The 26,983-nt window shown below is 56.4% G+C and carries 22 protein-coding genes and 1 pseudogene; 8 read left to right on the top strand and 15 right to left on the bottom strand.

Annotated elements, in window-relative coordinates; all coding sequences use genetic code 11:
- Positions 1–112: 112 nt before the first annotated feature.
- Together rpsO and B142_RS0101330 are read right to left on the bottom strand one after the other, a co-directional pair.
- Complete coding sequence (gene rpsO, locus B142_RS0101325; protein ID WP_018119737.1) at positions 113–382, bottom strand: 30S ribosomal protein S15; 270 nt, start codon at positions 380–382, stop codon at positions 113–115.
- 78 nt (positions 383–460) lie between these two features.
- Positions 461–1,564 carry a bifunctional riboflavin kinase/FAD synthetase gene (locus B142_RS0101330; RefSeq protein ID WP_259816580.1) on the bottom strand — a complete coding sequence of 368 codons (1,104 nt, stop codon included), beginning with the start codon at positions 1,562–1,564 and terminating at the stop codon, positions 461–463.
- A gap of 156 nt (positions 1,565–1,720) precedes the next feature.
- On the opposite strand from B142_RS0101330, the gene truB reads away from it, so the two are divergent.
- On the top strand, positions 1,721–2,665 hold the full coding sequence (gene truB / locus B142_RS0101335; RefSeq protein ID WP_236588474.1) for a tRNA pseudouridine(55) synthase TruB: 945 nt from the start codon (positions 1,721–1,723) through the stop codon (positions 2,663–2,665).
- Positions 2,666–2,722: 57 nt separating this feature from the next.
- On the opposite strand, the gene B142_RS0101340 is transcribed toward truB, so the two are convergent.
- From B142_RS0101340 to rimP, 9 genes and pseudogenes are all read right to left on the bottom strand, one after another.
- Positions 2,723–3,388, bottom strand: a complete 666-nt coding sequence (locus B142_RS0101340; RefSeq protein WP_018119740.1) for a 4'-phosphopantetheinyl transferase family protein — start codon at positions 3,386–3,388, stop codon at positions 2,723–2,725.
- On the bottom strand, positions 3,385–4,281 hold the full coding sequence (locus tag B142_RS11510) for a metallophosphoesterase family protein (RefSeq protein ID WP_018119741.1): 897 nt from the start codon (positions 4,279–4,281) through the stop codon (positions 3,385–3,387). The genes B142_RS0101340 and B142_RS11510 overlap by 4 nt, the downstream gene beginning before the upstream one ends.
- A complete protein-coding gene (locus B142_RS0101350) occupies positions 4,278–5,597 on the bottom strand; it encodes an MATE family efflux transporter (protein ID WP_018119742.1) in 1,320 nt (439 codons plus the stop codon). The genes B142_RS11510 and B142_RS0101350 overlap by 4 nt, the downstream gene beginning before the upstream one ends.
- On the bottom strand, positions 5,594–6,559 hold the full coding sequence (locus B142_RS0101355) for a DHH family phosphoesterase (protein WP_018119743.1): 966 nt from the start codon (positions 6,557–6,559) through the stop codon (positions 5,594–5,596). Before B142_RS0101355 ends, B142_RS0101350 begins: the two co-directional genes overlap by 4 nt.
- On the bottom strand, positions 6,559–6,990 hold the full coding sequence (rbfA, locus tag B142_RS0101360; protein WP_018119744.1) for a 30S ribosome-binding factor RbfA: 432 nt from the start codon (positions 6,988–6,990) through the stop codon (positions 6,559–6,561). The genes B142_RS0101355 and rbfA overlap by 1 nt, the downstream gene beginning before the upstream one ends.
- A gap of 304 nt (positions 6,991–7,294) precedes the next feature.
- A complete protein-coding gene (gene infB, locus B142_RS0101365; protein ID WP_026167738.1) occupies positions 7,295–10,258 on the bottom strand; it encodes a translation initiation factor IF-2 in 2,964 nt (987 codons plus the stop codon).
- A gap of 101 nt (positions 10,259–10,359) precedes the next feature.
- The gene (locus B142_RS13110; protein ID WP_328706749.1) at positions 10,360–10,716 is read right to left on the bottom strand and encodes a YlxR family protein; all 357 of its coding nucleotides are present in this window, start codon (positions 10,714–10,716) and stop codon (positions 10,360–10,362) included.
- An 81-nt stretch (positions 10,717–10,797) separates the two neighbouring features.
- Positions 10,798–12,033, bottom strand: a complete 1,236-nt coding sequence (gene nusA / locus B142_RS0101370; RefSeq protein WP_018119746.1) for a transcription termination factor NusA — start codon at positions 12,031–12,033, stop codon at positions 10,798–10,800.
- Positions 12,034–12,179: 146 nt separating this feature from the next.
- Positions 12,180–12,764: pseudogene (rimP, locus tag B142_RS11515) on the bottom strand (ribosome maturation factor RimP); the annotation flags it as partial.
- Positions 12,765–13,086: 322 nt separating this feature from the next.
- On the opposite strand from rimP, the gene B142_RS0101380 reads away from it, so the two are divergent.
- Positions 13,087–13,866, top strand: a complete 780-nt coding sequence (locus B142_RS0101380) for a hypothetical protein (RefSeq protein ID WP_039733503.1) — start codon at positions 13,087–13,089, stop codon at positions 13,864–13,866.
- A 9-nt stretch (positions 13,867–13,875) separates the two neighbouring features.
- Positions 13,876–14,766 carry a PhzF family phenazine biosynthesis protein gene (locus B142_RS0101385; RefSeq protein ID WP_018119749.1) on the top strand — a complete coding sequence of 297 codons (891 nt, stop codon included), beginning with the start codon at positions 13,876–13,878 and terminating at the stop codon, positions 14,764–14,766.
- A 3-nt stretch (positions 14,767–14,769) separates the two neighbouring features.
- Here B142_RS0101385 and B142_RS0101390 read toward each other — a convergent pair whose 3' ends face one another.
- Entirely contained in the window at positions 14,770–16,620 is a 1,851-nt protein-coding gene (locus tag B142_RS0101390) for a proline--tRNA ligase (RefSeq protein ID WP_018119750.1), read from the bottom strand.
- A 43-nt stretch (positions 16,621–16,663) separates the two neighbouring features.
- Between B142_RS0101390 and yaaA the strand changes: the two genes are divergently transcribed.
- The 3 genes from yaaA (at position 16,664) to B142_RS0101405 (ending at position 20,103) form a co-directional block, all read left to right on the top strand.
- Positions 16,664–17,464 (top strand): peroxide stress protein YaaA, encoded by an 801-nt coding sequence (gene yaaA, locus B142_RS0101395; protein WP_018119751.1) that lies wholly within the window; start codon positions 16,664–16,666, stop codon positions 17,462–17,464.
- A 209-nt stretch (positions 17,465–17,673) separates the two neighbouring features.
- A complete protein-coding gene (locus tag B142_RS0101400; RefSeq protein WP_018119752.1) occupies positions 17,674–18,606 on the top strand; it encodes a hypothetical protein in 933 nt (310 codons plus the stop codon).
- Positions 18,607–18,609: 3 nt separating this feature from the next.
- Positions 18,610–20,103 (top strand): protein adenylyltransferase SelO, encoded by a 1,494-nt coding sequence (locus tag B142_RS0101405; RefSeq protein WP_018119753.1) that lies wholly within the window; start codon positions 18,610–18,612, stop codon positions 20,101–20,103.
- 149 nt (positions 20,104–20,252) lie between these two features.
- Here the strand turns inward: B142_RS0101405 and mqo are convergent, their stop codons facing one another.
- Positions 20,253–21,749, bottom strand: coding sequence for a malate dehydrogenase (quinone) (mqo, locus tag B142_RS0101410; RefSeq protein ID WP_018119754.1), 1,497 nt, complete (start codon positions 21,747–21,749; stop codon positions 20,253–20,255).
- 234 nt (positions 21,750–21,983) lie between these two features.
- Here mqo and B142_RS0101415 point away from each other — a divergent pair, with 234 nt between their 5' ends.
- A complete protein-coding gene (locus B142_RS0101415) occupies positions 21,984–23,012 on the top strand; it encodes an alpha/beta hydrolase (protein ID WP_018119755.1) in 1,029 nt (342 codons plus the stop codon).
- Complete coding sequence (gene mtr / locus B142_RS0101420) at positions 23,012–24,457, top strand: mycothione reductase (protein ID WP_018119756.1); 1,446 nt, start codon at positions 23,012–23,014, stop codon at positions 24,455–24,457. The genes B142_RS0101415 and mtr overlap by 1 nt, the downstream gene beginning before the upstream one ends.
- 9 nt (positions 24,458–24,466) lie before the next feature.
- On the opposite strand, the gene map is transcribed toward mtr, so the two are convergent.
- Complete coding sequence (gene map / locus B142_RS0101425; RefSeq protein ID WP_018119757.1) at positions 24,467–25,333, bottom strand: type I methionyl aminopeptidase; 867 nt, start codon at positions 25,331–25,333, stop codon at positions 24,467–24,469.
- Between the two features lie 131 nt (positions 25,334–25,464).
- A complete protein-coding gene (locus B142_RS0101435; protein ID WP_018119759.1) occupies positions 25,465–26,955 on the bottom strand; it encodes an APC family permease in 1,491 nt (496 codons plus the stop codon).
- Positions 26,956–26,983 lie beyond the last annotated feature (28 nt).

Raw genomic sequence — 26,983 nt, forward strand, 5'->3', positions numbered from 1 at the left:
ATGCAAAACCACCCCGCCCGGACGACCGGACAGGGTGGCAATAAGCGCGCAGTCAAGACTACCAAGTGGCTGCTTAACTACTACTGAAGACAGCTTAACGGCTTAGGACTACTTAACGGCGCAGCCCCAGGCGAGAAATCAGATCACGGTAGCGGTTGATGTCCTTGCTCTGCAGGTACTTCAGCAGACCACGACGACGACCAACCAGCAGCAACAGACCACGACGAGAGTGGTGATCGTGCTTGTGATCCTTCAGGTGCTCAGTCAGGTTGGTGATGCGGTGGGTCAGCAGCGCAACCTGGGCCTCTGGGGAACCGGAGTCAGTCTCGTGAACGCCGTATTCCTTCAGAATCTCTTGCTTCTTTTCCGTAGAAAGAGCCATGCTTATCTCCTTATTTCAGTCCACACGAAAATTCATTTGCAACCACTGCGGACCGTAGTCGCAAACCAAACCATTATTCTAGCCGTTATGGGGGCCAGGTTGCAAAAAGAACTCCTCTGCAACAGTGGCGTGATCACCCACACCGCTACCGCTTCTTCCGCTCTCGCCCGCATCCTGTGACGCGAGGTCACGGGCCAAAACGTCGCGCACGTTTTCTACATCCCGAGAAATTGCCGCGAGCAAATCATCGAGACTGTCGTACTTCTCCATCGCGCGGATACGAGCGACGAAGTGCACGGTGGCGCTGAAACCGTAGAGATCTGCATCCCTGTCCAACACGAAAGATTCCACGCTGCGCTCGTCATCGCCAAAAGTCGGGTTGGTTCCCACCGATATGGCGGCGGCATAAGCAGTGCCCGGCACGATATTTCCATCGACCGGTGAGTTTGCGCCTTCAACCACAAGCCAGCCGGCATACACGCCATCGGCCGGAAGCGCGAGATTGTCCGGAAAATACTGGTTCGCCGTCGGAAAGCCCAGCTCCTTGCCTCCCCTACCCGCGCCGCGGACGATCGGACCGTAGACGCTAAATGGGCGCCCCAATGCCCAGCGCGCAGAGGCCACGTCGCCCGTCGCCAAGAATTTCCGGATGGCCGTGGAACAAATCAAGGTGTGGTCGTGCGCAGGTAGGTCAGACTCACGCTGCCGATCATGCAATAATTCGACGACATCCACGGAAATACCGTACGGCTGGCACAGCTGCCGCATCACGTCTGGCGTGCCGACGGCATTTTTACCAAACGTGAAATTCTCCCCAATGATCACATGGTTAGCATGCAGCTTGCCGACGAGCAGCCGATCGACATATTCCTGCGGCGACCACCCCGCCATCTCCTTGGTGAAGTCAATCACCATGACATTGTCGATGCCCATCTTGTCGACGACCGACATCCGCTGATCAAACGTCCCCAACGCCAAGGGGGCGCGCTCCGGCAAGAACACGCTGACAGGGTGCGGATCGAAAGTAACCAACACCGACTGCTGCCCCGTAGCGCGCGCCGTGCTCACAGCAGCAGAAATTAGCTCTTGGTGCCCGCGGTGCACACCATCAAAAACTCCGATAGTGACCACAGCAGAATCCACGTGTTCTGGGATCTCGTCCATACCGTGCCAAATATTCACCCTGCCAGCTTAAGGCATACACTGACTGCTATGAATTCAGCTACGGATTTTTCGCGCACGAACGCTCACAGCAACCCGCAGACTGACCAGACGACTAGACAGCAGACTGACCCGTTGGCAGGATCTGGATTGGTAGTCGTCGACAAACCCGCTGGTATGACATCACACGACGTCGTCGGCAAGCTGCGACGGATATTCCGCACCAAAAAAGTCGGGCATGCCGGCACCTTAGACCCCATGGCCACCGGAGTTCTGGTTGCCGGTATCGAACGTGGCACGAAATTTTTGGCGCACATGGTGGCCGCGACGAAAAGTTATCAGGCGACCATTCGACTCGGCGCGAGCACCACCACTGATGACGCCGAAGGCGAGTTCCTGCCCGCCGAAGAAATTTCTGCAGGGCTGAGCCAGTCGCAGATTCAGGCTCGTCTAGCAGCGCTTTCCCATGACGAGATTTACGCCGCCGCTGCTGCCTGGACCGGCACCGTTGAACAAGTACCGGCAAAAGTCTCGGCCATCAAAATTGACGGCAAACGTGCCCACCAGCGCGTCCGTGACGGCGAGCACGTCGAAATTCCGGCACGCACCGTCACGATCAGTAGTTTCGAGATTCATTCCATCAATCGTTCTACAAACAGCGATAACGACCAGCACAGCGATAACGACCAGTACAGCGAGATGAGAGGCACTCACATCAACGGTAGTTGGATAGATATTGAGTGCACCATCGCGTGTTCTTCTGGCACGTATATCCGCAGCCTAGCCCGTGATATTGGCTCTGACCTCGGCGTCGGCGGGCACCTTACCGCCCTCCGCCGCACGCAGGTGGGTCCCTATTCTATTACGGATGCCAAAAGCCTCGATGAGCTTGCCGACGCACCGGCCATCAGCCTGAGCCTGGATGAGGCATTGACCCGGACCTACCCCACTTGGCAGGTCACAGAACAACAAGCGCGCGATCTGAGCATGGGGAAACGGCTCCCCGCCTGCGGGCTCGACGGTATACATACAGCACTTGCTCCCGACGGACGCGCGATCGCACTGGTCACAGAGGCCACAGAAATTAAAACAATTTTCGTAGCACGCCCGAGCACGCTGTAATCGGTGTACTCAGGGCCCAACCAACGAGCATGCGCTGGCACGGTGGGTAGACCGATCTTAGACAGATACCACAGCAGCAGTAATCACAAATCCGTCCTCGATCGCCCACCGCCCACTGATAAAAGGCACCGGAGTGGGGCGCACCAGCAAATAAGCGATAAACGTCCCATCCTCCCGTACATCAATTTCGGCTTGTTCAAATCCCAGCCAGCGCTGAGTCATAGGAAACCACGTCTTGTAGACCGTTTCTTTAGCACAGAAAATGATCCGGTCTGCATACGGAATCCCCGCAGAGCGTAGCCGTGAAATCTGTGGTTTTTCGGTGTCCCGTACGATTAAGTCAACGATATCAACGGGAAGCTTCTGCGCTGGTTCAATATCGATGCCCAAGCTACGCACCTTCTCAGTAGGTGCCACCGCGGCTGCCCGCATGCCCGAGGTATGCGACATGGAACCGCAAAAGCCTTCCGGCCACAGCGGCATCCCACGGTTGCCCCGCAATATCGGCGCTGCACCGGAATACCCCAGTTGGGCCAATGCTTGATGCGCGCACCACCGAGCATCACCAAATTCTGCTTTCCGCTTATCCACCGAATGGGCAACGAGGGTTTGTTCCAGCGGATGCAAACTTCGGAAATTCACCAAGTCACCATCGCCGGTGCTCCGCACCAAAACCATACGGGCGGAGTCTGGCAACAAAAACTCGCGGTTGTGGTTAGTCATGGCATCCCCCTTCCCCGCTGTCGGCGAGCCGTGCGTGCCGTCATCGTTCCGGTGCCGTCATCGGCAAGCTCCAGAATCGGACAAGGCCAGACTCTGTCCTCGTCGTAACGCGTCCATTCCCGGGGGTAGCCCAACGAGACCTCATGGTGCACCACACCATCGAACTCGCTCTCATCTGGCATGTGCAAATGCCCATACACCACAGCTTTCGCGCGATAACGCCGCGGCCAATGACGCGTATGGCGAGTCCCGCACCACAGAGCAATCTCCGGTAGCCCCAGGCGCAGTGTCGGTTCCTGCACCAACGGCCAATGGTTAATCAACACCGTCGGTCCATTCACCCGCGACAGCCGAGTAATGGAATACGCCAACCGATCCCAACACCATGCGCGGATATCAGTAAACGGCGCGATAGCGATTTCGTCGGCGAGCACCACGTTTTTCTGCGCTGCAGCGTCTAATGCTTCCTCCACACCCATGCCCGCGGGGCGAAAGCTGTAATCGTACAACGTAAACAAAGGCACAATCGTGGTATCCCCGAAGACCGGAAAACTATCTTCCGGAGTCAATACATCAATCTCGCGGCAAAGCTGCACCAGACTGTCGTATTTTGCGCGCCCGACATGCGAATCCGTCGAACGACAAAACAACTCGTGATTGCCAGGTACCCAAATCACCTGGGAAAACCGGCTACGCAGCTCACTTAACACCGAAGCAATAAGGTCAGTTCGCTCCGCAACATCACCGGCCACGATCAACCAATCATCGGGATGACGCGGCGTAATTTCAGCCAAACGCTTCCGGTTCGCCCGCACTGCGGCATGCAGATCCGCGACTGCCCATAAGGTCGGTGGAAACGCAACCGGATCGCTTGATGCATCAGGGTGGGTCACGAGTCAATCACCGCCCACTTCATGGATTGGAATCGATAGACCACCGCCGCAGTACGCAGCCCAATAAACGCCAACAACCCGCACCAGATACCCGTCAACCCGCCGTCGACAAGATAGGCAATCCACACACCCGGCAGGAACCCGACAAGCACCGAACCGATGGTGATCGTGCGCAAAAACGCCACATCACCGGCACCGAGTAAGACACCATCAAAGGCAAACAACACGCCGCCCAACACGATCATGATGAGCAATAACCACCACGGTGTCGCAATAGTATCCAGTACCCCAGCATCATCGGTAAACAACCGCGGAATCCAGCCAGAAAATACAGCCGCAAGCCCCAACGCGAAAATGGCCGAATACCAGGTGATTTTCAAGCCAGCACGCCGGGCCGCGGTGACGGTTTTCCCACCGAGCGCAGCACCAATAAGCGCTTGCGCGGCAATAGCCAGCGAATCCAACACCAAGGTAAGGAAATTCCACAACTGCAACATGATCTGGTGCGCTGCCAACGCATGCGTGCCGAACCGCGCAGCCACACCAGCGGCAGACAAAAACGCCACCTGAAATGCAAGAGAACGCAAAATCAAATCACGCCCCAACACCAGTTGGCGCACGATCACTCGAGCCCGCGGTGCCCAACTACCACCATGAGCGCGCAACAGGCACACTACGAAACAGGTTGCGGTAAGCCCCATCCCCAACACATTCGCCCAGGCAGAGCCGACAAGGCCGAACGTGGAGACCAAAAATGGCAGAGCGATTGCACCGGGAACCACACCAGCCAGCGTGAAATAGAACGGCCACCGGGTATTCTGAATCCCGCGCATCCACCCATTACCGGCCATGATGACCAAGGTCAGCGGGATCGCTAACGCGGACACATGCAACCAACTAGCCGTTGCAGCTGCCACAGTCGGATCGCCGGTTAACCACTGTGCGATATGCGAACCGAAGATCCACAGCACCGCAGCCAACAATAAGCCCACCGCAACCGCAACCCACGTTGCCTGCACGCCCTCGGCAATAGCAGCTGATTTCTTGCCTTGCCCATATAACCGTGAGGCCCGAGCAGTTGTTCCATAAGACAAAAAAGTCAACTGAGTAGTCAACATCGACTGGACAGTGGCACCAGCACCCAACGCGGCGAGTTCGAAACTCCCAAGCCTTCCCACGACTGCTGTATCCAGCAATAGATACAACGGCATGGCAGCAAGGACCCCGAGCGCCGGAAGCGCTAGGCCGAAAATTGTACGAGCGCTGATCTCTGCGCTGTCTGTACCGGGTGATTGCGTCTGAGAAGGTGGGGTCATGGGCACTGGCGTTCAATAACAGTCAGTAGTTCATCGATCACTTCCGCAGCCGCGCCGCGTGCAGCAAATCCCGCCGCCGGAACATGGCCGCCACCACCTAATTTCATGGCAATCGCCGAGCAGTCGATCTCCCGCGAACGCAGCGAACCATTCCAATACCCCGGAGCCATCTCCTTGTACACCACCCCGAGATTGGTGCCGTCGAGCGAGCGGACAAAATCCACGAGCTTTTCCACCGCGGATTGACTATGCGCAGCGATAATGTGGTGCGGGACTTGTAACACCGCCATTGTTACCGATCCTGCGGATTTAATCTGCAGGTTGGACAGTACCTCGCCTGTCATTTGCAGATCATCCGGGGCCGTCAGATCCACCAAATCAACAGCGATTTGCTTTGGGTCCAGCCCGTAATCCATCAACTCAGCAGCCATGGTATGCATGAGGCGACTACCCCAGCGAAAACTACCCGTATCGGTCATCAACCCGGCATACAACCCGTGCGCGATCTCTCGATCTAGCGAGATCCCCAGGGTACGAAACAACTCGTAGAGCACCACGGTCGTGGACTCCCGGGCAGGATCCACCAAGTTAATGTCGCCGTAGCCTGGGTTTGTGTCGTGATGATCAATATTGATGCACGGGCCGGAAAATGCCTGATACTCTGCCGCAGCTGTGCCAGTTCGAGACAGCGAACCGCAATCAACGCTAATGACGACGTCGGCAAGCGGAAATGCCTGGTCCCGTGCAAATAGCTCCACCTTGTCTGCATACGGGATAGACAAGAGGTTGTCCGGAATTGGCTTATCTTGCCCCACATACAGCCGCGAGCTAATACCAAGTTTCTTCAGTCCCAGGGCAAGCGCGCACGCCGAACCGATGGCATCAGCATCCGGGTTCACATGTGCCAAGATAACTACCCGCCGTGCCTGGCGAATGGCGCTAGCTACCTGAGAATAAGGCATTACTCAGAATCCTTATACGGGTCTTCGTCTCCAGCAGGGCGTGCCTGCTGCCGTAAACGTGCGAGCTCTTCATCACGAGCTTTCGCTTTCGCGAGAAGGCCTTCCATATGGGCAGAGGCTTGCGGGACTTCGTCGAATTCAAACTCGAGAGTGGGAGTAAACCGCACCGAAAGCACATCACCGACGATCTTGCGCAGTTGGCCACGGTGGCGGTGCAACGCTTCTGCCGCCTGATCCAGATCTGGCTCTTCGTTGATATCACGACCGCGCACGGTGTAATACACAGTGGCGTTGTGCAAATCGCCGGTCACACGCGTGTCAGTTACGGTAATAAGTTCGAGTCGGCGATCCTTAATCTGGTGTTCTAGGGCATTCGCGACAATTTCCTGGATACGTTTAGCGATCCGGCCGGTTCGTGCATTATCAGCCATGAAATATCTACCTTTCACATAATGACTGCCAGCAGAGCGAAACACGCACCGCGCAGTCTGTGTCCTATTATCTTTTCCCGATTGGTTCGGTAACGAGTTTCTCTTCAGTTTCCGCTATTTTAGCGCAGACGAAAAACACCCATCCGAGGTGACGATGCGCCAACTCGGATGGGTGTAAACAGTGAGGTCCTACCACTGCATGGTGGGTCTACAGTAAATCTCCGGGATCAAGCTTGCCAGACGTGCCCGATCGACTGTACCCGATGGGCTCCGCCTGGCTGCAGGCTAGGTGCTACTAGTACTACTAGTCGCGTGGAACCTCGACCTCTTCGTAAGCCTGGATGATATCGCCAACCTGGATGTCTGGGTAGGACAGGGTCATACCGCATTCATAACCGGCCTTGATCTCGTTCATGTCGTCCTTTTCGTGACGCAGGGACTCGATCGTGGCATTCGGTGCGATGACATTGCCATCGCGCAGGATGCGGGCCTTTCCATTGCGCTTGACGGAGCCTTCATTGACCATACAACCCGCAATGAGGCCGACGGCCGAAGACTTGAACAGCGCACGGATTTCGGCTTCACCGGTATCGCGCTCTTCGTAGATCGGCTTGAGCATGCCCTTGAGAGCCTGCTCGATCTCTTCGATAGCACGGTAGATGACCGTGTAGTAACGCAGGTCGACGCCTTCTTGGTTGGCAGCCTCGGTCGCTTTGCCTTCCGCGCGGACGTTGAACGCCACGATGACGGCATCCGATGCAGCAGCCAGGGACACGTTGGTCTGTGTGACAGCACCGACACCACGGTCGATGATGTTCAGCTCGACCTCGTCGTCGATTTCGATCTGCAACAAAGCATCTTCCAAGGCCTCGACCGAACCAGCATTGTCGCCCTTCAGGATCAGGTTGAGCGTGCTGGTTTCCTTCAGCACCTTGTCCAGATCCTCCAAGGAGACGCGCTTCTTTGTCTTCGCCTGCATTGCAGAACGACGACGAGCATCACGCTGCGCGGCGATCTGGCGAGCGACTCGGTCATCTTCCACGACCAGTAGCGAGTCACCGGCACCAGGCACGCCGTTCAAACCTTGCACCTGTACTGGGCGCGAAGGGCCCGCTTCATCGACGTCATTGCCGAATTCGTCCACCATGCGACGGACACGGCCATGGGCATCGCCAACGACGATCGAATCGCCGACGTGCAAGGTACCGCGCTGCACAATGACGGTGGCAACCGGACCACGACCACGGTCCAGGTTGGCTTCGATCGCCAGACCTTGGGCATTCATGTCTGGGTTGGCAGTCAGCTCCAGTGCAGCATCCGCGGTAAGAACAACGGCTTCGAGCAGCTCATCGATGTTGGTTCCCTGACGCGCAGAGATATCGATGAACATCGTATCGCCGCCATATTCTTCCGGGATCAACCCGTATTCAGTCAACTGACCACGGATCTTGTCCGGTTGTGCTTCCGGCTTATCGATCTTGTTAACGGCAACGACCACTGGGATATCTGCGGCCTTCGCGTGGTTAATCGCTTCAATGGTCTGCGGCATCACGCCATCGTCGGCAGCAACCACCAGAATGGCCAGGTCGGTGGCTTTCGCGCCACGAGCACGCATCTGGGTGAATGCTTCGTGACCTGGGGTATCCAGGAACGTCAGCATACGTTGTTTACCTTCGGCCGTAACCTCGGTCTGGTATGCACCGATGCCCTGGGTGATGCCACCGGCTTCACCCTCACCTTCGTTGGTCTTACGAATGGTGTCCAATAGTCGAGTCTTACCGTGGTCAACGTGACCCATGACGGTGATGACTGGAGGGCGTTTCGCGAGGTCTTCCTCTTCGCCTTCGTCTTCACCGAACTGCAGGTCGAACGACTCCAGCAGCTCGCGGTCCTCGTCTTCTGGGGAAACCACTTCGAGTTCATAGTTGATCTCAGCTGCCAACAACTGCAGGGTCTCTTCCGACACCGTTGCCGTTGCGGTCACCATCTCACCCATGTTGAACAAGGCCTGCACCAGTGCGGCTGGATCAGCATTGATCTTTTCCGCAAAATCCGACACAGAAGCGCCGCGACGTAGACGAACAGTCTTGCCCTTGCCATCTGGCAAGCGCACACCGCCGACTACATTTGGTGCGTGCAGCTCCTCGTACTCGGCTTTCTTCTGCCGCTTCGACTTCTTACCACGGCGCGGTGGGCCGCCTGGACGTCCGAATGCACCCGCGGTACCACCGCGACGACCGCCACGGCCACCGCGGAAGCCACCAGCTGGAGGGCCGCCACGACCTGGGCCACCAGGGCCTGCTTTTCCGCGTCCACGACCACTACCGGACTGTTTGTTCGGCATTGCCGCTGGAGTTGGCGTCGCTGGCATCATCGCCGGGGTTGGGCGACGTCCGCCACCGCTGCGTTCGTTCGAAGAAGCCGAACGATCATCACGATTATTGCGTGGCTTAGCGCCGCCACCATCGCGAGCAGGCTTGCCTTGCCCCTGCCCCTGTTTTGGCCCCTTAGAACCGCCCGGACGTGGACCGGGTTTCGCACGATCGTCTCCCGCGCCAGATGAGAACGGGTTGTTCGCCACCTTTGGGCGCCCGCCCGGCTTTGGCATCGGGCGAGGCATTGCATTGCCAGGATTTGGCGCACCTGGTTTTGCCTGACCAGGTTTCGCTTGCGCTGCTTGCCCAGACTTCGTTTGGCCAGGTTTCGCCTGACCTGGTTTCGGTGCATTGGCGCCCGGACGCTGACCCGGGCGTTTGTCTGCGGCTGCAGCTGCCTTGTTCTGACTAGGCTTACCTGGTTGGCTTCCCTGCCCTGCAGGTGCCTGGTTTTTGCCAGGCTTAGCTGCACGATCTTGCCCCGGTTTCGGTGCCCGCGCATCTGGATTTACAGGCTTAGCCGGGCGTTCTTGACCTGGCTTCGGTGCGCCTGATTTCGGCTGACCAGGTTTCGCCTGCGCGGCTTGCCCAGGCTTAGCCTGACCAGGTTTCGCCTGACCTGGTTTGGGCGCAGTAGCTTGAGATTTCGCTGCAGGCTGTGCCCCAGGTTTCGTCTGGGTTCCTGCTGCACCGGTTTTTTGCGCACCAGATGAGGCAGCTTCATTTGCTGCATCTTGTTCATAGTGCGCACGCATTTTTTTGACTACCGGTGGTTCAATTGTGGACGACGCGGTTTTGACGAACTCGCCTTTTTCTTTCAGCGTCGCAAGTAGTTCTTTACTGGTAATGCCGAGCTGTTTTGCTAGCTCGTGCACGCGTAATTTTCCGGGCACTTGACTCCTCTGTTGTTTACTAGAGGCCCAAGTAACCCTTGTGACCTCTAGTGTGTGCTAGTGACTTTCATCGCTGATGCAACTTCATGGTTGAGTGCTCATCAGTGTCGGTCTTCCTTACATTCTCTAGTCGGTGAAGTGGCGCGAGCTTCTAGGTACGTCCGTACATGACCAGCGTCCAGTTTCCTGGACGTTTTGAACGCACGCTCTAAAGCGCGACGTTGCAGCGCCGTATCGAGTGCAGATAGTTCCGGCGTTATCCACGCACCGCGACCCGGCAGGCTGCGGTGAGGATCTGCGAGAACACGTTGATGGTCATTGGGATCAATCACCATGCGCAGCAGGTGAGTATCGTCGTAACGTTTCCGGGTAGCGATGCAAGTCCGAATCGGTTGCACACCTCGCGTCATCGCATCCTTCCTACCGTGAAACGCACTGAAACGTACTGAAACGCACATACTCGCCTACAGTTGTTCTGCACGCAATAGTCCAGTCTAATAGAAAACAGGCAAAAGGTGAACTTTGCCGATCTACCGTACTTATTCCTGCGACGTGCCCTCGTCCGTAGATCCTGATCCCTCGACGACAACATCCGACACAGATTCGTCAACTGAAGCAGCTGCCACAGTTGAGGCTTCATCGCTGTTTTCGGTTCCAGAAGCTGCTGCAGCCGCAGATTCCGCTTGCACGCGGGCACGTACTTGCTCTAGGGGTTCCAGCTTTTCGGTATCCGAGTGAATATCAATCTTCCAGCCGGTCAATCGAGCCGCCAAGCGAGCATTCTGGCCTTCTTTACCAATAGCCAGTGACAACTGATAATCCGGAACAACGACGCGGGCTTTCTGCTCTTGTTCGTCCAATACTTCAGCTGCCACTACCTTGGACGGCGCCAGCGCATTACCCACGTACACCGCCGGGTTATCTGAATAACCAATGATGTCGATCTTTTCGCCGCCGAGTTCACGCATGACATTGTTCACACGTTGCCCACGGGGGCCAATACAAGCACCTTTCGGGTTCAGCCCTTTGGCATTGCCACGCACAGCAATCTTCGTGCGGTGGCCTGCTTCACGAGCAATCGAGAGGATCTCGACGCTACCGTCCGCGACCTCCGGCACCTCGAGTTCAAACAGCCCGCGGACCAGGTCCGGGTGCGTGCGGGAAAGATTCACCTGAACGTTGGTGTTTTGCCGGTTAACGCCAACAACATAAGCCTTGATGCGATCACCATGCTTCAGCTTCTCGCCTGGAATTTGTTCCGCCGGCAACAAAATTCCGTCTTGCGCCTCAATTTCGGTACCCAGCTCAACAACGACAATTCCCCGTTCATTGGCTCGGGCATCGGCCTGCACCACTCCGGAGACCACGCGGCCTTCGGTCTCGGAATACGTTTCATATGTCCGTCCTGCCTCAGCCTCGCGCAGTTTTCGCACGATGGCGTTCCGAACCGCCGGGGCGCCAATGCGTGCGAAATTGATTGGGGTGTCGTCGTATTCAGACTCCACTTCCCCTTCGGCGTCGAGTTCTTGCACGATGACCGTAGCATCACCGGTTGCTGTATCAATATCGATCCGTGCACGGTCCGTAGGGCCCTCAATTCCCGCTGCAGCGGCGCGTGCTCGGTTGGCTTTTCCTGCACCACTGAGATCTTCTTCCAACCCCCGGTGCTCACGGTAAGCCCCGAGCAGTGCACGAGCAATAGTTTCGAGCAATTCCTCGAACGGAATACCCTTATCGGTTTCGATGCTGCGTAGTGCGTTGAGATCAATATTCACTTGTGATCGTCCTAGTCTTTACTATCTGTGTCTTGGATTTCGGAGTCTTGGATTTCGGTGCTGTGATTCTTGGCGCCGTGGTTCTGGTCATCGCGCGCAGTAAGCGCAGCTCCGGAAGCGATATGCTCTGCAACCTGCACCTCGGCAAACGGTCGCTGCGTCAACGCCAACTCCGCTTGCGGCGGCTGCGAGAACTCAATTTCTACCACTGCATGCATCGAAGATGCCAATTCCAGGGAAACCGGATCACGCCTATTCTTGCCACTGGCTTTGTTACCGGATTTCTTCGTGGAAGATCCTGCAGGGCCGACACCGGATTGTTTCGTTGGCACCAAAATCACGGCCGTGTTGTCGTCGGCAAGCGCACCAATACGCCAGACTTCAGCGGCACCATGGCCATCAATCTGTACAGAAACTAGGCGGTGCCGGTTCCGGCGCCAATGACGAGGCGCTGTCAACGGCATATCCAATCCCGGAGTTGAAACCTCCAAGGTATACCCCGGGCCAAAGCTCATGTCGCCGGCTTCTTCCCGGGCGTCAAGTTCATCGCCGATGTGCTGCGAGAGTTTTTCTAATAGTTCAGAATCCGGGCGTTGATCACCATCAAGATAAATTCCTACCTGAGATTTCTTACCTGCCCGGGTAATCTTTATGTGCTCAATATCCAGCTGTTGCGCGCTGGCAATCGGGGTGAGCACCTCTTCCAATTGTGCGCTAGACGGGAATGCCATAACCATCAGCTTAACCGTCAACGGTAACCTATTCGCTGTGAACCCCAAGCGAGCATTCACCAGGAAACCTCACCGCGACAACACCCTGACTTCGAGTACCCTGACGCCAGGCACCCTGACGTCACCGAAGATATCCCCGAGTCGCCTTGGGACGTCGCGCAAGCTTCGTCTGCTCAGTAGCTTTCGACGTGTCCACCGCTTTCGCCGCACCAGCGCGGCGGCGAGCATTCTGGCAGCTAGCTTGGCCCTATCCGGCTGCGAATTCTCCTTGGAAACCATCGCCGAACCATTTGGCCCCTCACCGGACGAGACTTTAGTCAGTATGGCTTTTAGCGCAGAAGATGAGGCTGCGGCATTTGCGGAATCCGATCCGAGGTTTTCTGAACTGCGAGCCCAGCAAGCCAGTGAATTATTCGGTGAAATCGCGCGCATCTGCGGCCACCACCCAGACGGCAGTGCTCCCGCAACCTGCGCGGTCGATCGCACAGAACGCAGTAACTACGACGGCAACCACCACATCGCCAACACCCCAGACCAGGCGCTACACCAGCTGGTGGAATCGCTTGCCGACGCCCCGCAGCCGTCGCAAGCATTGTTGATCGAACAGGCTGTCACCGTGGCCAAACAGCTACCCAACCACGAAGATGTGCTCACTGCCGCGGTTGACACCCTGCGTGCCGACGAGGTTTCCCTGCCTGGATCGTGGACGGACATGCCAGATTGGGAATACCAATTGGGCACTGCTTTGGAAGCTGCCCGTGCCTTCACCGCCGGCGCGGCTGCGACACACACTGAGCAGGCGGCTGCACATTCCGATGCGCGGTTGGCCCTTTTACGGCAATTCGGAGGGGAGCTCTCAGAGCGCGCCCTGACGTACCAAGGCCATGGGCCGTCGGCCCTCTTGCCAGGAGATGCCGCAGCCCAGGAAGCCTCCGCCCAGGACGCGTCCGCCGTCCACGATGGCAATGCGGTCGAGTTCGTTACCACCGCGTTACAGCAAACTTCTCAGCAATGGAAGCACCGAGCACTCAGCGTTCCCGATACCGAGTGGAGCATCCTCGCAGTACTTTTTGCGGCCGAAACTAACCAGGATCTTGGTTAGACTGGCGTTATGAGTTCCCATGATTTTGTACAATTAGATGTCTTTAGCACCGACGCGTTCACCGGAAACCCGTTAGCGGTGATCAATGACGCTGATGATCTCAGCGACGAACAAATGCAAAACATAGCGCGGTGGACGGGCCTTTCCGAAACCGCATTTCTGTGTACCCCAGATGACGGCAGCTCGGCGGACTACAAAGTACGCATCTTTACCCCAGAGCGCGAACTTCCCTTTGCCGGACACCCGACGTTGGGCGCAGCGTTTGCATGGCAGAGTTTTACGGGTACGGAGAAAACGGAAATTTCGCAGCAGTGTCAGGCCGGGGTTGTTCCTGTGCGCGAAGAAGACGGCAAGCTCTACTTCGCGGCACCCGAGTTGCAGCGCACAGGCCCGTTGGACGATAACACCATCGGCACCATCGTGCGGGCGCTAGGAATTTCGCATTATGACATTATCGACCACTCCTGGGGCGATAACGGGCCAGGCTGGGCTTTAATCCAGCTGAAAAACGCCGACGCTGTACGCCGCATCAAAGCGCGTACCCACGGTCACGTCAATATGGCAATCTTTGGTTTCGAAGAAGACGTGACGCACAAAGATGCGCAACCGATAGTCGGGGCAAAGGATGAAGAATTCGTCGCCGATGCAGGGCACGCAGCCTCCGGTGAAGCAATTCTCGAAGTCCGTGCCGTGCACGGCTCCCACGAAGACCCAGTGACTGGCTCTGCGAACGCCGCGATCGCCCAGTTCTTGCACGCAAAGAATGCTGTCCCACAGCGCTACCGTGCCAAGCAGGGCTCTCGCATCGGATTCAATGGTGAGGTCGAGATCAATATTGAATCCGATATTTGGGTCGGCGGCAAGGTTGCATCGATCATACGCGGCACCATCGAGGTCTAGAAATTAAACTCCCGGCTGCGCCTGGCGGTCGTGGCCCAGTAGCTGAATAATCTTGGCGACGATTTCTTCTTCTGCCACCTCGAGAGTTTCACCGCCACGAATACGTAGCTCGATCTTGCCGTCTGCATATGCCCGTCCTACGACGGCGATCAGCGGCATGCCTAATAGCTCTGCATCTTTAAAGCGCACACCGGGGCTGACCTTCGGGCGGTCGTCGTACAAGATATCCATGCCGTGATCAGACAAGTTGGTAGCCAGACGGTCGCCCGCCAGTTTTGCGTCCGCGCCTTTGGCCGCGACGGTCACATGCACCTGATATGGTGCTGCGGCGGCTGGCCAGATCAGGCCCTTCTCATCATGGTTTTGTTCGGCGAGAACGGCCAGCATGCGCGAAACACCAATGCCGTACGAGCCCATGGTCGGCACCACTTGTTTGCCGTTTTCATCGAGAATAGTGACGTTAAATGCTTGCGTGTATTTGCGGCCCAATTGGAAGATATGGCCTAGCTCGATGCCCCGTTGGATACTGAGTACTTCCCCGTTCGGGGCGATATCGCCGTCTTTAACCTCTGCTGCTTCGATGAAATCGGTGACTTCGAAATCTCGTCCAGCTACCAGGCCCACGGCATGGCGGTCTTTCCCGTCGGCTCCGGCAATCCAGCTGGTGCCGCGCACCACACGAGGATCCGCTAATGTGCGCAAACCAGCTTCTGCCAACCCCCGCGGGCCCATGAAACCTGGTACTAGATTGTATTCTGCACAATCCTTGGCATCTGCCAGCTGCACAGTGGCTGGTTCCAGGGCTGCTTCCAACCGCTTCACATCGACTTCTCGATCGCCAGGAATCAACACGCCGACGAGTTCGGACTCGGATGCGGCTTGTGCAGACGCATTGTCCATATTGTCCAGTTTTTCGTCGCCACCGGTTTTTTTCTCGAGCTTGTCCTGTCCAACCGGCGCAGGCTGCTGGATCTTCACCAACACACACTTCAACATATCTGCAGCGGTCACGGCACGGCCAGCAATCTGCAGTCCTTGTCCGTTCGCCCAATCCACCAGCGCGTCGATAGTGTCGGCGCCTGGGGTTTCATAAACCTCTGCCGCTGGGTGCGCCTGGGGATCAGATTCCGTACCTGGCTGGGTTGTCACAGCCTCGACGTTTGCGGTGTAGTCGCCTGCGCTGACGAACGTGTCTTCGCCGTTGGGAGAGATAGCCAAAAATTCTTCCGATGCTGAGCCTCCCATGGCTCCAGAGGTTGCTTTACAAATCGCGTAGTCAATGCCTACCCGATCAAACACGCGGCGATAAGCATCGCGGTGCCGCTGATACGCCGCATCCAGCCCCTCGTCGGTGAGGTCAAACGAATAGGAATCTTTCATCAAAAATTCGCGGCCCCGCAAAATACCTGCGCGGGGGCGCTCTTCATCACGGTATTTCGTCTGGATTTGGTACAAGGTAACAGGGAAATCCTTGTACGATCCGAACATATCCTTGACTGCGGTAGCAAACATCTCTTCGTGTGTTGGCCCCAACAGCAGGTCTGCGTTTTTGCGATCGTGCAAACGGAACAGGTTATCGCCATATTCACGCCAGCGATCGGTCGCCTCATATGGTTCGCGTGGCAGCAGCGCTGGGAAAAGCAGCTCTTGTCCGCCAATCGCGTCCATTTCTTCTCGCACGATGCCTTCCAGCCTGCGCAGCGCTTTCAAGCCCAGCGGCAGCCAAGTGTAAATCCCGGGTGCGACGCGTCGAATATAGCCGGCTCGCACGAGGAGTTTGTGGGAAGCGACCTCGGCATCTGCAGGGTCTTCGCGCAGCGTGCGCAAAAACAGTGTGGACATACGTGTGATCATGGCCCTTAGCTTACATTCTGTCACCACTGCCTAGTATGGGGGCATGCTGATTGTTCTTCCTCCTTCCGAAACCAAAGCGTTCGGCGGCGACGGTGCCCCGCTGAACTGGGATAATTTATCGGAACTTTCTTTCCCAGGTTTGCACGACATTCGCCGGGAGATTGCGCGCGATTTAATGGCCCTACCGATCGAGCAGGCTTTTTCGGTGCTTGGGGTCTCAGAAAAGCTGCGGCCGGAACTGGAAGCGAACAAACAACTCGCCGACGCTCCCACCATGCCCGCAATTTTTCGCTACACCGGGGTGCTTTACGACGCCCTGGATGCACCAAGCCTTCCGAGTTCCGCGCTGAATTCGCTAGCCGTCGGCTCGGCTTTGTTCGGTGTTGTCGGTGCCAACGATCCGATCCCCTATTACCGCCTATCCGGGGGTACAAAGCTTCCCCGTCGTCACAGCGGTCAAAATAGCGACAACAGCCACGGCAGGAATGACAGTAGCGTCCCCACCATGAAAAAACGCTGGGGCCACGCCATCACACAAGCCCTGCAAGACCGTGGAGAACTCATCGTGGATCTGCGCTCTGGCACCTACCAACAACTCGGACGTGTGCCCGCCGTGACCGTCCGAGTGGAATCCATCCGCGAGGATGGTTCCCGGAAAGTGATTTCTCACTTCAACAAACACTACAAGGGGGAATTGGCGCGCATTCTAGCCTTAGCGGTTGCCAACGGCGCCACCCCAGATTCCGCAGACGACGTGGCTGACATTGCACGAAGCGCAGGTTTAGTTGTGGAAGGCCCCGTCGACAAGCAAAAATGTCGCGAGTTAACCTTGGTAGTCGCCTAAGTTCTCGTTTTTCACCCCATTCGAGACGGATTGTTGAACGAATAGCCACCTTGGATACTATTTCTCGCTAGACTAGACAAAAGTGACCCCTGCTACACTTTCGACGTCCTCGATTGTGTCGGCAGCATACGCAGCCAATGCAGGGTACACCGTGTCGATTTAGCACGGTGCCATCTAGCACCGTGTCCATCTAGCAAGGAGATTCGTTCATGACCCAAGAGTTCTTCCACATCGGCGCCGAAAAATTGCGCGAGCTTATGAGCCCGAAAAACGCCGCCGACGCCCTCCGGCAAACAATTCTGGACGGATTCGATCCCGCCGATGACTTCGACAAGACCCGAGCGGTCGTCGACAAGGAAGACAACGCTAAGTTCCTATTGTTACCGGCGATCAACCCGGACTACTTTGGTGCCAAGTTGATCACGGTCGCCCACATCAACCCCACTCGTGGTCGGGAAACCGTGCAGGGCACCTACGTGCTGTTTTCGAACACCACCTACGGCCCGCTGTTTTCCATTGACGGTGCGGAGCTCACCAACCTGCGCACCCCAGCCGTGACCATGGCCGCGTTCAAGGACTTCATTGAGGCACGCAACGAGGACCTCAAGGTTGTTATATTTGGTTCCGGTGTGCAAGCACGTGCCCACAAAGAAGCCATCGACGACAACTTTGGCCAGCGCAATCCGAGCTACACCTTCATCTCACGCAATGATCCAGGCGATCTGGACAACTGGGTACAAATCGGATCCGAGGAAGCGAAAAAGGCGACCAAGGAAGCAGAAGTCGTGGTGTGCTCCACTTCGGCGCATGAAGCATACTTGGACATCGACGAAGTCCGCAGTGACGCGTTGGTTGTCGCTTTGGGTGCTGGTAACCCGAATGACCGCGAGCTCACCACCAACTTCATGGAAAAGGCCCAGATTATCTTGGAAGGTGGCGACGTCACGCTGAAGTACGGCGGTGACGCTGCTCGCGCTTTGAAAGAGGGCGCAGACCTTTCACACGCCGTGACCCTGCGGGATATTATCACCGGCGACAAGTCATTACACCGTGAATCCCCTATCGTGTTTAAGACCACCGGTATGCCATGGCTGGACCTGGCTGTCGCAGGCCGCATCGCTACCCAATTGGGAGTTAAATAACCAGTGCCGCATTTGCACCACGAATTCGCCGATCACCTTCCGGAGTTGTGTCGCGATTGGCAGGCAGCCGAGACGCCAGAGCCACAACTGCTGTGTCTTAACGAGCAGCTTGCACGAGATTTGGGGCTCGACCCCGAATGGCTGCGCAGCCCGGAGGGCGTCGGCTTTTTGTGTGGCACAACGCTGCCGAAAGGTGCCCGCCCAGTAGCGATGGGCTACGCCGGCCATCAATTCGGCCAGCTTTCACCGCGGCTGGGTGACGGGCGCGCACTCTTATTAGGTGAGATCAAAGATACCCAGGGAAACCTGCGCGATATCCACGTAAAAGGCTCTGGCCCAACGAAGTTTTCCCGCGGTGGTGACGGCTGGGGTGCGCTTGGGCCAATGCTGCGCGAATATCTCATTTCTGAAGCCATGCATGCGCTTGGTGTACCGACGACACGCGCTCTGGCGGTTATTACCACCGGGAGGAAAATCGCCCGCGAACGCGTAGTACCGGCCGCGCTTGTGGTGCGTGTAGCCAGCTCACACATACGCATCGGTAGTTTTCAATACGCTCAACTCATTGGCGGCGAAAAGCTCACCCGCACGCTTGCGGAATACACGCGCACACGCCACTACCCGGACGCGGCTGATGCCCGCGGGGTGTTTACCTGCGCGCTGGACGCTCAGCTTTCCACCGTCGCACAATGGATGCGTCTCGGTTTTATCCATGGCGTGATGAATACCGATAACACCACGTTATCGGGCGAAACCATTGATTATGGCCCTTGCGCGTTCCTGGACGAATATGACGAGCACGCGGTGTTTTCTTCCATTGACCACGGCGGTCGCTATCGCTACCGCAACCAGCCGCACATCATTGGGTGGAATTTCGCGCGCTTGGCTGAGGCTATGCTGCCTGCTTTCCACGATGATCCCGAGCAGGCGGTGGATTTTGCACAAGCGACCATGGACGGGTTTCAGGACCGTTGGCGCACGGCCCAAAGTACACACCGGTGCCGCGCGATCGGTGTAGCCTACACCGAAAGCAACACGACGCTTGCCGACGATTTCTACAGGTTGGTCGAGAAGGCTCGTCCAGATTTAACCACGGTCCATCGTGCGTTGGTCGCTGCCGCGGAAACGACTACGCACATTACAGCCAACCCGAGCAGGCACCCACAGGATCAGCACAAGCAGGATCCCCGCCAGCAACAAGCTGTACTGGAACTAGCACGCCATCTTGGTGCTACTGAGCAAGCTCACGAGTGGATTGCCGCGTGGTTGCAGCACGCCCCAGATTCTGCTGCCCTTGCACAACTGCACCCGGTGGTGATTCCCCGTAATCACTTGGTAGAAAAGGCCTTGCGCGCGGCTACCGACGGCGATATGGCCCCGTTTGAGGAATTATTGGCTGCGGTAACAGATCCGTTCAATGACAAACACCCAGAGAAATTCCGCAAGCCAGCACCAGTAGAATTCAGCGAATCGTTTCAAACTTTTTGCGGCACCTAACGCAACTTGTGTGCTCAAGCGGAAGGGGTCCGCGCCCTAGGGCGCGGACCCCTTGTCGTCCTTGTGTTAGTTATATCCAGCAGCATCCACAGCGCGCACTAAGCGCGCTTTTTGGCATGCGTGGCCGGAAACAATAACTGTAGGTGTTTTTAGTCTTCCAGCTTTAGCGTCTTCTGGGTAAACTCCCACAGCTCGTGGTACATCTTCTCGTCCTTGAAGAGCTTGGTGCCGTAGGACGGGATCATCTCGTAGATCTTGTCAGCCCATTCGATCATCTTTTCTCCGAAGCAGCGTTCCAGCAGCTCCAGCATGGCGGCTGGTGCGATGGATGCTCCTGGCGATGCGCCCAGTAGACCGGCAATGGAGCCTTCGGTGTTGTTGATCAAAGCAGTGCCGAATTCCAAGGAACCGAAACGCGGTGGAGCTGCCGGCTTAATCACCTGCACGCGCTGGCCCGCAGTAACGATCTCCCAGTCCTCGTTTTTCGCATCTGGGACATAGTTGCGCAGGTTTTCCATGCGCTTGTCAAAGTCTTGTAGCACCTCAGTGACCAGGTACTTGGTCAAGTTGAATTCCTGAACAGAAACGCCCAAGTAGGAAGGAATATTATCCGGGCGGATGGACTTGAACAGATCCAGGTACGAGCCCTTCTTCAAGAACTTCGGTGACCAGCCACCGTATGGACCAAACATCAGGCCCTTCTTGCCATCGATCACGCGGGTGTCCAAGTGCGGAACCGACATTGGTGGAGCGTTTTTGGTCATAGCCTGGCCATAAACCTTGGCCGAGTGATTCTCAATCAGGTCCGGGTTCGTCGAACGCAACCAGAGACCGGAGACCGGGAAGCCTGCGTAGCCGTGCACTTCCGAAAGCCCAGCCTTACGCAGCAGATCCAGTGCGTAGCCTCCGGCACCGACAAAAACGAAGTTGGCCTTGACGACGCTCGTGTCACCTGTGTGCAGGTTTTTGACGGTAACTTTCCACTTATTTCCGTCCTTGGTCAGGTTTTTCACCTCGTGGCCGTAGCGCATTTCCGTACCGGCGGCCTTTGCTGCGGTGAAGAATTGCTTGGTCAGCGCACCGAAGTTGATGTCGGTACCCTTGTCGGTCCAGGAGATCGCGACCTTTTCGTTATCGTTACGGCCGCTTGCCATCACCGGCAGTTTTTCCGCGAATTCTTCGCGGTCGTCGGTGAATTTCATGTCCGGGAACATGTGGTTATCGCGCAGTGCTTCAAAACGACGCTCGATATAGCCGACCTGATCAGTACCTTTACCGAAAGACACGTGCGGGACTTTATTGATGAACTGCTTCGGATCCGACAAAATGCCGTTGTTGAGCTGATGCGCCCAGAACTGACGCGAGATCTGAAATTTTTCGTTAACACCCACGGCCTTGGAGAGGTCAATGGTGCCGTTCTTTTCTGGCGTGTAATTCAGTTCGCAGAGAGCGGAGTGGCCGGTACCCGCGTTGTTCCACGGCGACGAGGATTCCATGGCCGGTGCGTCCAAGCGCTCGAAAACCATTTGCGACCAGCTCGGTTCCAGTTCGCGGAGCATGGCGCCGAGCGTGGCGCTCATGATGCCTCCGCCGATAAGAACAATGTCTACATCATCGGTGGGTTTCGGGTTGGGGTTTTTGGACACCTGACTACCTCTTCGTATTCGATTGCACCGCTTCCGCCACGCGTTGCACACCGCGCCCGGAAAGTTGAGCGCGAAGCGATACGCCTGGCGAAAATTTACTTGCCTTTTACCTTATTTACCATACGCCCTGTGTGAGCTAATACGCGAATAACCGTGGCCCATTTATCCCCCGCACTCAGGGATTGCATACCTGCTACTGCTCCACGATCTGGGCGTTGTGCCTAAACTGTTGCCATGAATAATTCTTGGGTAACCGACAGCGTGCTGGGCACACCATTCCAGCAGCTCACCTTTGATTTCGGTACTGAACCAACTGAACACACCACGGCGTATGCCACACTTGTGCGCTACACCGGCAGTTCGGGTCCAGACTCGCTTGCCGACGATTGGGCTGCCCGCCCAGCAATCTTGTGGATTCATGGACTCACTGATTATTTCTTCCACAAGCACGTCGCCGAATACTTCCATCACCAGGGATTCGCGTTCTACGCACTCGATTTACGTAAATGCGGGCGATCGCTACGCGACGGGCAAACCGCGCACCACTGCCTCGATATCGCCGAATATTACGAAGAGCTCGACGCCGCGGCAGAACTTATTACCGCAGCCCATGAACAAGCACCGCACAAACGAATCATTCCATTGGCCCATTCCACGGGCGGTTTAATTGCACCGCTGTGGCTGGATTACCTGCGCCGCGAAAAGCCCCAACTACACGCACACTGCGCAGCCTTGGTGCTCAATAGCCCATGGATGGAACTGCCGGTGTCTGATTTTCTAGCAAAAATTGCGCGCCCAGTGCTGGCAGGCGTCGGCAAGATTTTTCCTGGCATTCCCTTCCCCGGTGGCGTGATGGATGTATACGGGCGCTCGCTACACCAAGATTACGACGGGGAATGGGACATCGATCTACGATTCAAGCCGTTGGGTGGCTTCAACAAGCACATGGGATGGATCCGCGCGATTATCACCGCCCAGGGACGGATTCATCGGGATGAAATAAATGCGGGTGTTCCTGTGTTGACATTATCGTCGACGCAGTCAGCGGTAGGAACTTCCACAATGGACAAAGCCCAACAGGCCGATATCATATTAGACGTTGAGCACATGTGGAAATGGACGCCGTACTTGGCTCCAGACGTCACGCTCGCTCCTTTAGAAGGAGCCATGCACGACGTATTCCTTTCCCGTCTGGCAGTGCGCGAAAACGCTTGCGAGACCACCTTCACGTGGCTAGAACGAAACGGAGTGATTACTCACTAATGAGCACACAACCTGCACCAGCACCATCGACGGCAAACAATAATGCGGACAATAACGAGGCGAAGCATTACGACCTCGTGATCATTGGTACCGGTTCTGCCAACTCGATCCCAGACGAGAATTTCGCGAACAAATCCATCGCGATCATCGAAAAGGGCCGGTTTGGCGGCACCTGTCTAAACGTTGGCTGCATTCCCACAAAAATGTACGTTTACGCTGCTGACATCGCACTGGCAGCACGCGAATCACAGCACCTGGGCATCCACGGTGAGGTCACCAAAGTTGACTGGAACTCCATCGTGGAGCGTGTATTTGCCGATCGCATCGACCTGATCGCGCAGGGTGGCGAAGAATATCGCCGTGGCGACGAATGCCCAAATATCGACGTCTATGCTGGGCACGCCACGTTTAACGGACCGAAATCGCTGACAGTTGCCGGTGCTGGCGCCGATGGTACCGATTGCGTCGTCACCGGTGACGAGATCGTGATTGCAACTGGTTCTCGCCCAATGATTCCAGGACCAATCGCTAAATCTGGCGCGCGGTTTTATACCAACGAAGACATCATGCGTTTGGATGACCAGCCGACATCGATGATCATTGTCGGCGCCGGATTCATCGCCATGGAATTCGCACACGTCTTTCACGGTTTAGGCACGGACGTTACCGTCGCAGTGCGCGGGCAAGAATTGTTGAAGCACCTGGATCAGGACATCAAATCTCGCTTCAACCAGGCCATGACCGACGCTGTCGACGTGCGTTTTGGCCTGAACATCAGTGAGGTGGAAGATACCGAGCATGGTGTCCGCGTGACCTATGACGACGGCAGCACGCAAGAAGCAGATGTCTTGCTGGTTGCTACCGGACGCGTGCCGAACGGCGATCAGATGAACTTGGATGCCGCAGGCATCGAGATGCGTGAGGACGGACGCGTCAAAGTTGATGATTACGGCCGCACGACCGCCGACGGCGTGTGGGCACTCGGCGATGTATCCTCGCCGTACATGCTGAAGCACGTCGCTAACGCTGAAACTCGCGTGCTCAAGCACAATATGCTGCACCCAGAAGATCTGCGTCCGATGCCACACGATCACGTGCCATCAGCGATTTTCACGCACCCACAGATTGCCACCGTCGGCATGACCGAAGATGAAGCCCGCGAGGCTGGTTTCGATATCACCGTGAAGGTACAAAATTATGGTGATGTTGCGTATGGCTGGGCGATGAATGATTCGCAGGGTGTGGCCAAACTGATTGCAGATCGCAACACCGGCCGGTTGCTCGGTGCGCATTACTTCGGCGAGCAGGCCTCCACGCTGATCCAACAGATGGTGCAAGTCATGGCCTTTGATCAGGACGTCCGCGAGGTAGCGACGCAGCAGTACTGGATTCACCCAGCACTGCCGGAAGTCACCGAAAACGCACTGCTTGGCCTGGAGTTTTAGGCCGGCGCCTTAGATAGTCGGATTCGTCAGAATCTCATTACCATCGTCAGTGATGACGATGGTGTGCTCGAACTGGGCGGTGAATTTGCCGTCCGAGTTTTGGATGGTCCAATCGTCGTCCCAGACGTCATAATCCAGTGATCCGAGGTTGATCATTGGCTCGATAGTCAGGGTCATGCCTGGTTCGAGGACATCGCGGTAGTGATCAGAATCGTAGTGCAAGATGACCAAACCGTTGTGGAAAGTCGGGCCGACACCGTGGCCAGTGAAATCGCGCACCACGTTGTAACCAAAACGGTTGGCATACGATTCGATAACGCGTCCAATAACGTTGACTTCCCTACCCGGCTTTGCCACCTTGATTGCGCGCATCAGTGATTCTTCGGTGCGCTCAACCAACAGACGGTGTTCTTCGGAGACTTCCCCCGCCAAAAAGGTGCGGTTGGTGTCACCGTGGACACCGTTTTTGTATGCGGTGACGTCGATGTTGACGATATCGCCTTCCTGGATCACGGTAGAGTCCGGAATGCCGTGGCAGACGATCTCGTTGAGAGAGGTGCAGCAAGATTTCGGGAAGCCCATGTACCCCAATGGCGACGGATAAGCGCCGTGGTCACACATGTATTCATGCGCAATACGGTCGAGTTCGTCGGTGGTAACCCCCGGGGCGACGGCGCGGCCTGCGACTTCGAGCGCGTTCGCGGCGATTTCGCAGGATTCCCGCATAGCCTCGATGGTTTCTGGCTTCTGGATGAACGGCTCACCGATATTTTCTTGGACGGTGTCCTTCCATACGTATTCCGGACGTTCGATATGGTCCGGGACCGTACGTATTGGAGTTTGTTTTCCTGGGGAGAGCTTTCCACGTTGAGTCATGGCTCCCCATGGTAATACCTACACCAGGATGATGAGGTCGTGGGTGCTTGTCGACGCCTGGCGCTGGAAGGCAATGGCGAAGACAGAGACAAACGCAGCGGCAACTGCAACCACGCTGAAGAAATCACCGTTTACTGCAGCACGACCTTTTTCAGTTCGTCTTCATCTTGCGAGAGGTAGACCTTTGAACGCATCCAGAAGAAACCGAGCCCAAGAATTACCCACGCGACCAGCGCGTAGAACGATTCGGTACTCAGCATGCCTGGCGAGCCCGGAACCAGCAACAAGGCCATGAAGCCCAACGACAGGATGCAGCCCGCGAGGCTAATCCACTTCTGTACTGGATTGCTCCCAGTTTCTAGCTGGACCGATCGGAGTTTGCCATCACGAGCGATCTTATACGCGCAGTAGCAAGCATAGAAATACGCGATGGTGATACCCACGCTGGTCATATCCACGACCCAGTTCAGTGCGGCGCGACCAAACCACGGGCTAATCAGACACAGCAATGCCGTCACCACAATTGCGATGACCGGCGTGTTGTGTTTCGGGTGGATATGAGAGACCTGACTCGGCAACATCTGTGCTTTGCCCATGGTGAACAACACGCGCGAGGTCGCGGTATAGAAACCATTAAGTCCAGTCAAAACTCCGGCGCTGACGGCAATCACCATGAGGATCAACCCCACCGGACCCATGACGTCGCTGATAGCAGCAGCCGGTGGCCAGGCGTCGTCTGCATAGTTAGCGTGCCCATCGGCTACTGCGATTGACGTGGCGATCATCATCGTCATGTAGATCAACGTCGCAATCGAAACACCCCAGATCAGCAACCCCAAAGCTTTACGGGGTGAAAAATTAAATTCGCCGGCCAACTGTGGCACGCTATCGAAACCGACATAGGCCCAAGGGGCGAAAGCAACAATCACTGCAATTGCGGCAACCGGCGAGGTATCGGTCGGATAGCCAGGTGCCATGGTGATGTCGTTGGTGAAGTAATAAATCACCATGGACACAAAAATTATGGCAACACTGACGATAATCAGCACCACAGCGTAGAACTGGAAACGGCCAGAAATCGACGCTCCGCGGTAGTTCAAAAACCCGAAAACGACGATAAATAGCGACGCAATCAGCACTTCTGGCAAATAAATATCCCAGCCAGCAACCTCATAGAGCTTATTGCGCATAAAAAGATCCGGCAGCGTCACGCGGAAGACCAACGTGATCGCCGAAGCATTCAGCGCAACGATACCCGCGTAGCCGAGTGTCAGCGCCCAACCGGCAATAAACGCATGTATTCGGCCCAACGAGGCCAGAGCAAAGGCTACGCCACCGCCGGTGACCGGCAGTGCCCGCACCACGAATCCATAGCTAAAAGCGACGACAAGGATGGCGAAACCACCAATGAGAAAGCCCAGCAGCGTACCGTACAGGCCTCCCTCACTCATCCAATCGAAGGGCAAAATGAAAGCGCCCCAACCAATCGCAGAGCCCAGCGCCATGGCGAAGACCCAGGACGGCTTGAACGTTTTGTCCAATGCCGGGGCGTTGTCAGCGGCCGCAGCTGATTGCGGATTGGTGGAAGTTACCGGTCTATCTATAGATTCACTGTCAGGCATGAATCAAGCATAACGCGGATCACACAAG

The organism is Corynebacterium propinquum DSM 44285 (assembly GCF_000375525.1).
GTDB lineage: Bacteria > Actinomycetota > Actinomycetes > Mycobacteriales > Mycobacteriaceae > Corynebacterium > Corynebacterium propinquum.

Bases quoted from the DNA above. Each gene is read 5' to 3' on its own strand.
- B142_RS13110 (WP_328706749.1), bottom strand. From the start codon at position 10,716: ATGTGCGTTTCAGTACGTTTCAGTGCGTTTCACGGTAGGAAGGATGCG.
- B142_RS0101340 (WP_018119740.1), bottom strand. From the start codon at position 3,388: ATGACTAACCACAACCGCGAGTTTTTGTTGCCAGACTCCGCCCGTATG.
- rpsO (WP_018119737.1), bottom strand. From the start codon at position 382: ATGGCTCTTTCTACGGAAAAGAAGCAAGAGATTCTGAAGGAATACGGC.
- rbfA (WP_018119744.1), bottom strand. From the start codon at position 6,990: ATGGCTGATAATGCACGAACCGGCCGGATCGCTAAACGTATCCAGGAA.
- map (WP_018119757.1), bottom strand. From the start codon at position 25,333: ATGACTCAACGTGGAAAGCTCTCCCCAGGAAAACAAACTCCAATACGT.
- truB (WP_236588474.1), top strand. From the start codon at position 1,721: ATGACATCACACGACGTCGTCGGCAAGCTGCGACGGATATTCCGCACC.
- B142_RS0101415 (WP_018119755.1), top strand. From the start codon at position 21,984: ATGAATAATTCTTGGGTAACCGACAGCGTGCTGGGCACACCATTCCAG.
- B142_RS0101390 (WP_018119750.1), bottom strand. From the start codon at position 16,620: ATGATCACACGTATGTCCACACTGTTTTTGCGCACGCTGCGCGAAGAC.
- B142_RS0101355 (WP_018119743.1), bottom strand. From the start codon at position 6,559: ATGCCTTATTCTCAGGTAGCTAGCGCCATTCGCCAGGCACGGCGGGTA.
- B142_RS0101350 (WP_018119742.1), bottom strand. From the start codon at position 5,597: ATGACCCCACCTTCTCAGACGCAATCACCCGGTACAGACAGCGCAGAG.
- B142_RS0101435 (WP_018119759.1), bottom strand. From the start codon at position 26,955: ATGCCTGACAGTGAATCTATAGATAGACCGGTAACTTCCACCAATCCG.
- yaaA (WP_018119751.1), top strand. From the start codon at position 16,664: ATGCTGATTGTTCTTCCTCCTTCCGAAACCAAAGCGTTCGGCGGCGAC.
- B142_RS0101385 (WP_018119749.1), top strand. From the start codon at position 13,876: ATGAGTTCCCATGATTTTGTACAATTAGATGTCTTTAGCACCGACGCG.
- mtr (WP_018119756.1), top strand. From the start codon at position 23,012: ATGAGCACACAACCTGCACCAGCACCATCGACGGCAAACAATAATGCG.
- B142_RS0101380 (WP_039733503.1), top strand. From the start codon at position 13,087: ATGGCTTTTAGCGCAGAAGATGAGGCTGCGGCATTTGCGGAATCCGAT.
- B142_RS0101400 (WP_018119752.1), top strand. From the start codon at position 17,674: ATGACCCAAGAGTTCTTCCACATCGGCGCCGAAAAATTGCGCGAGCTT.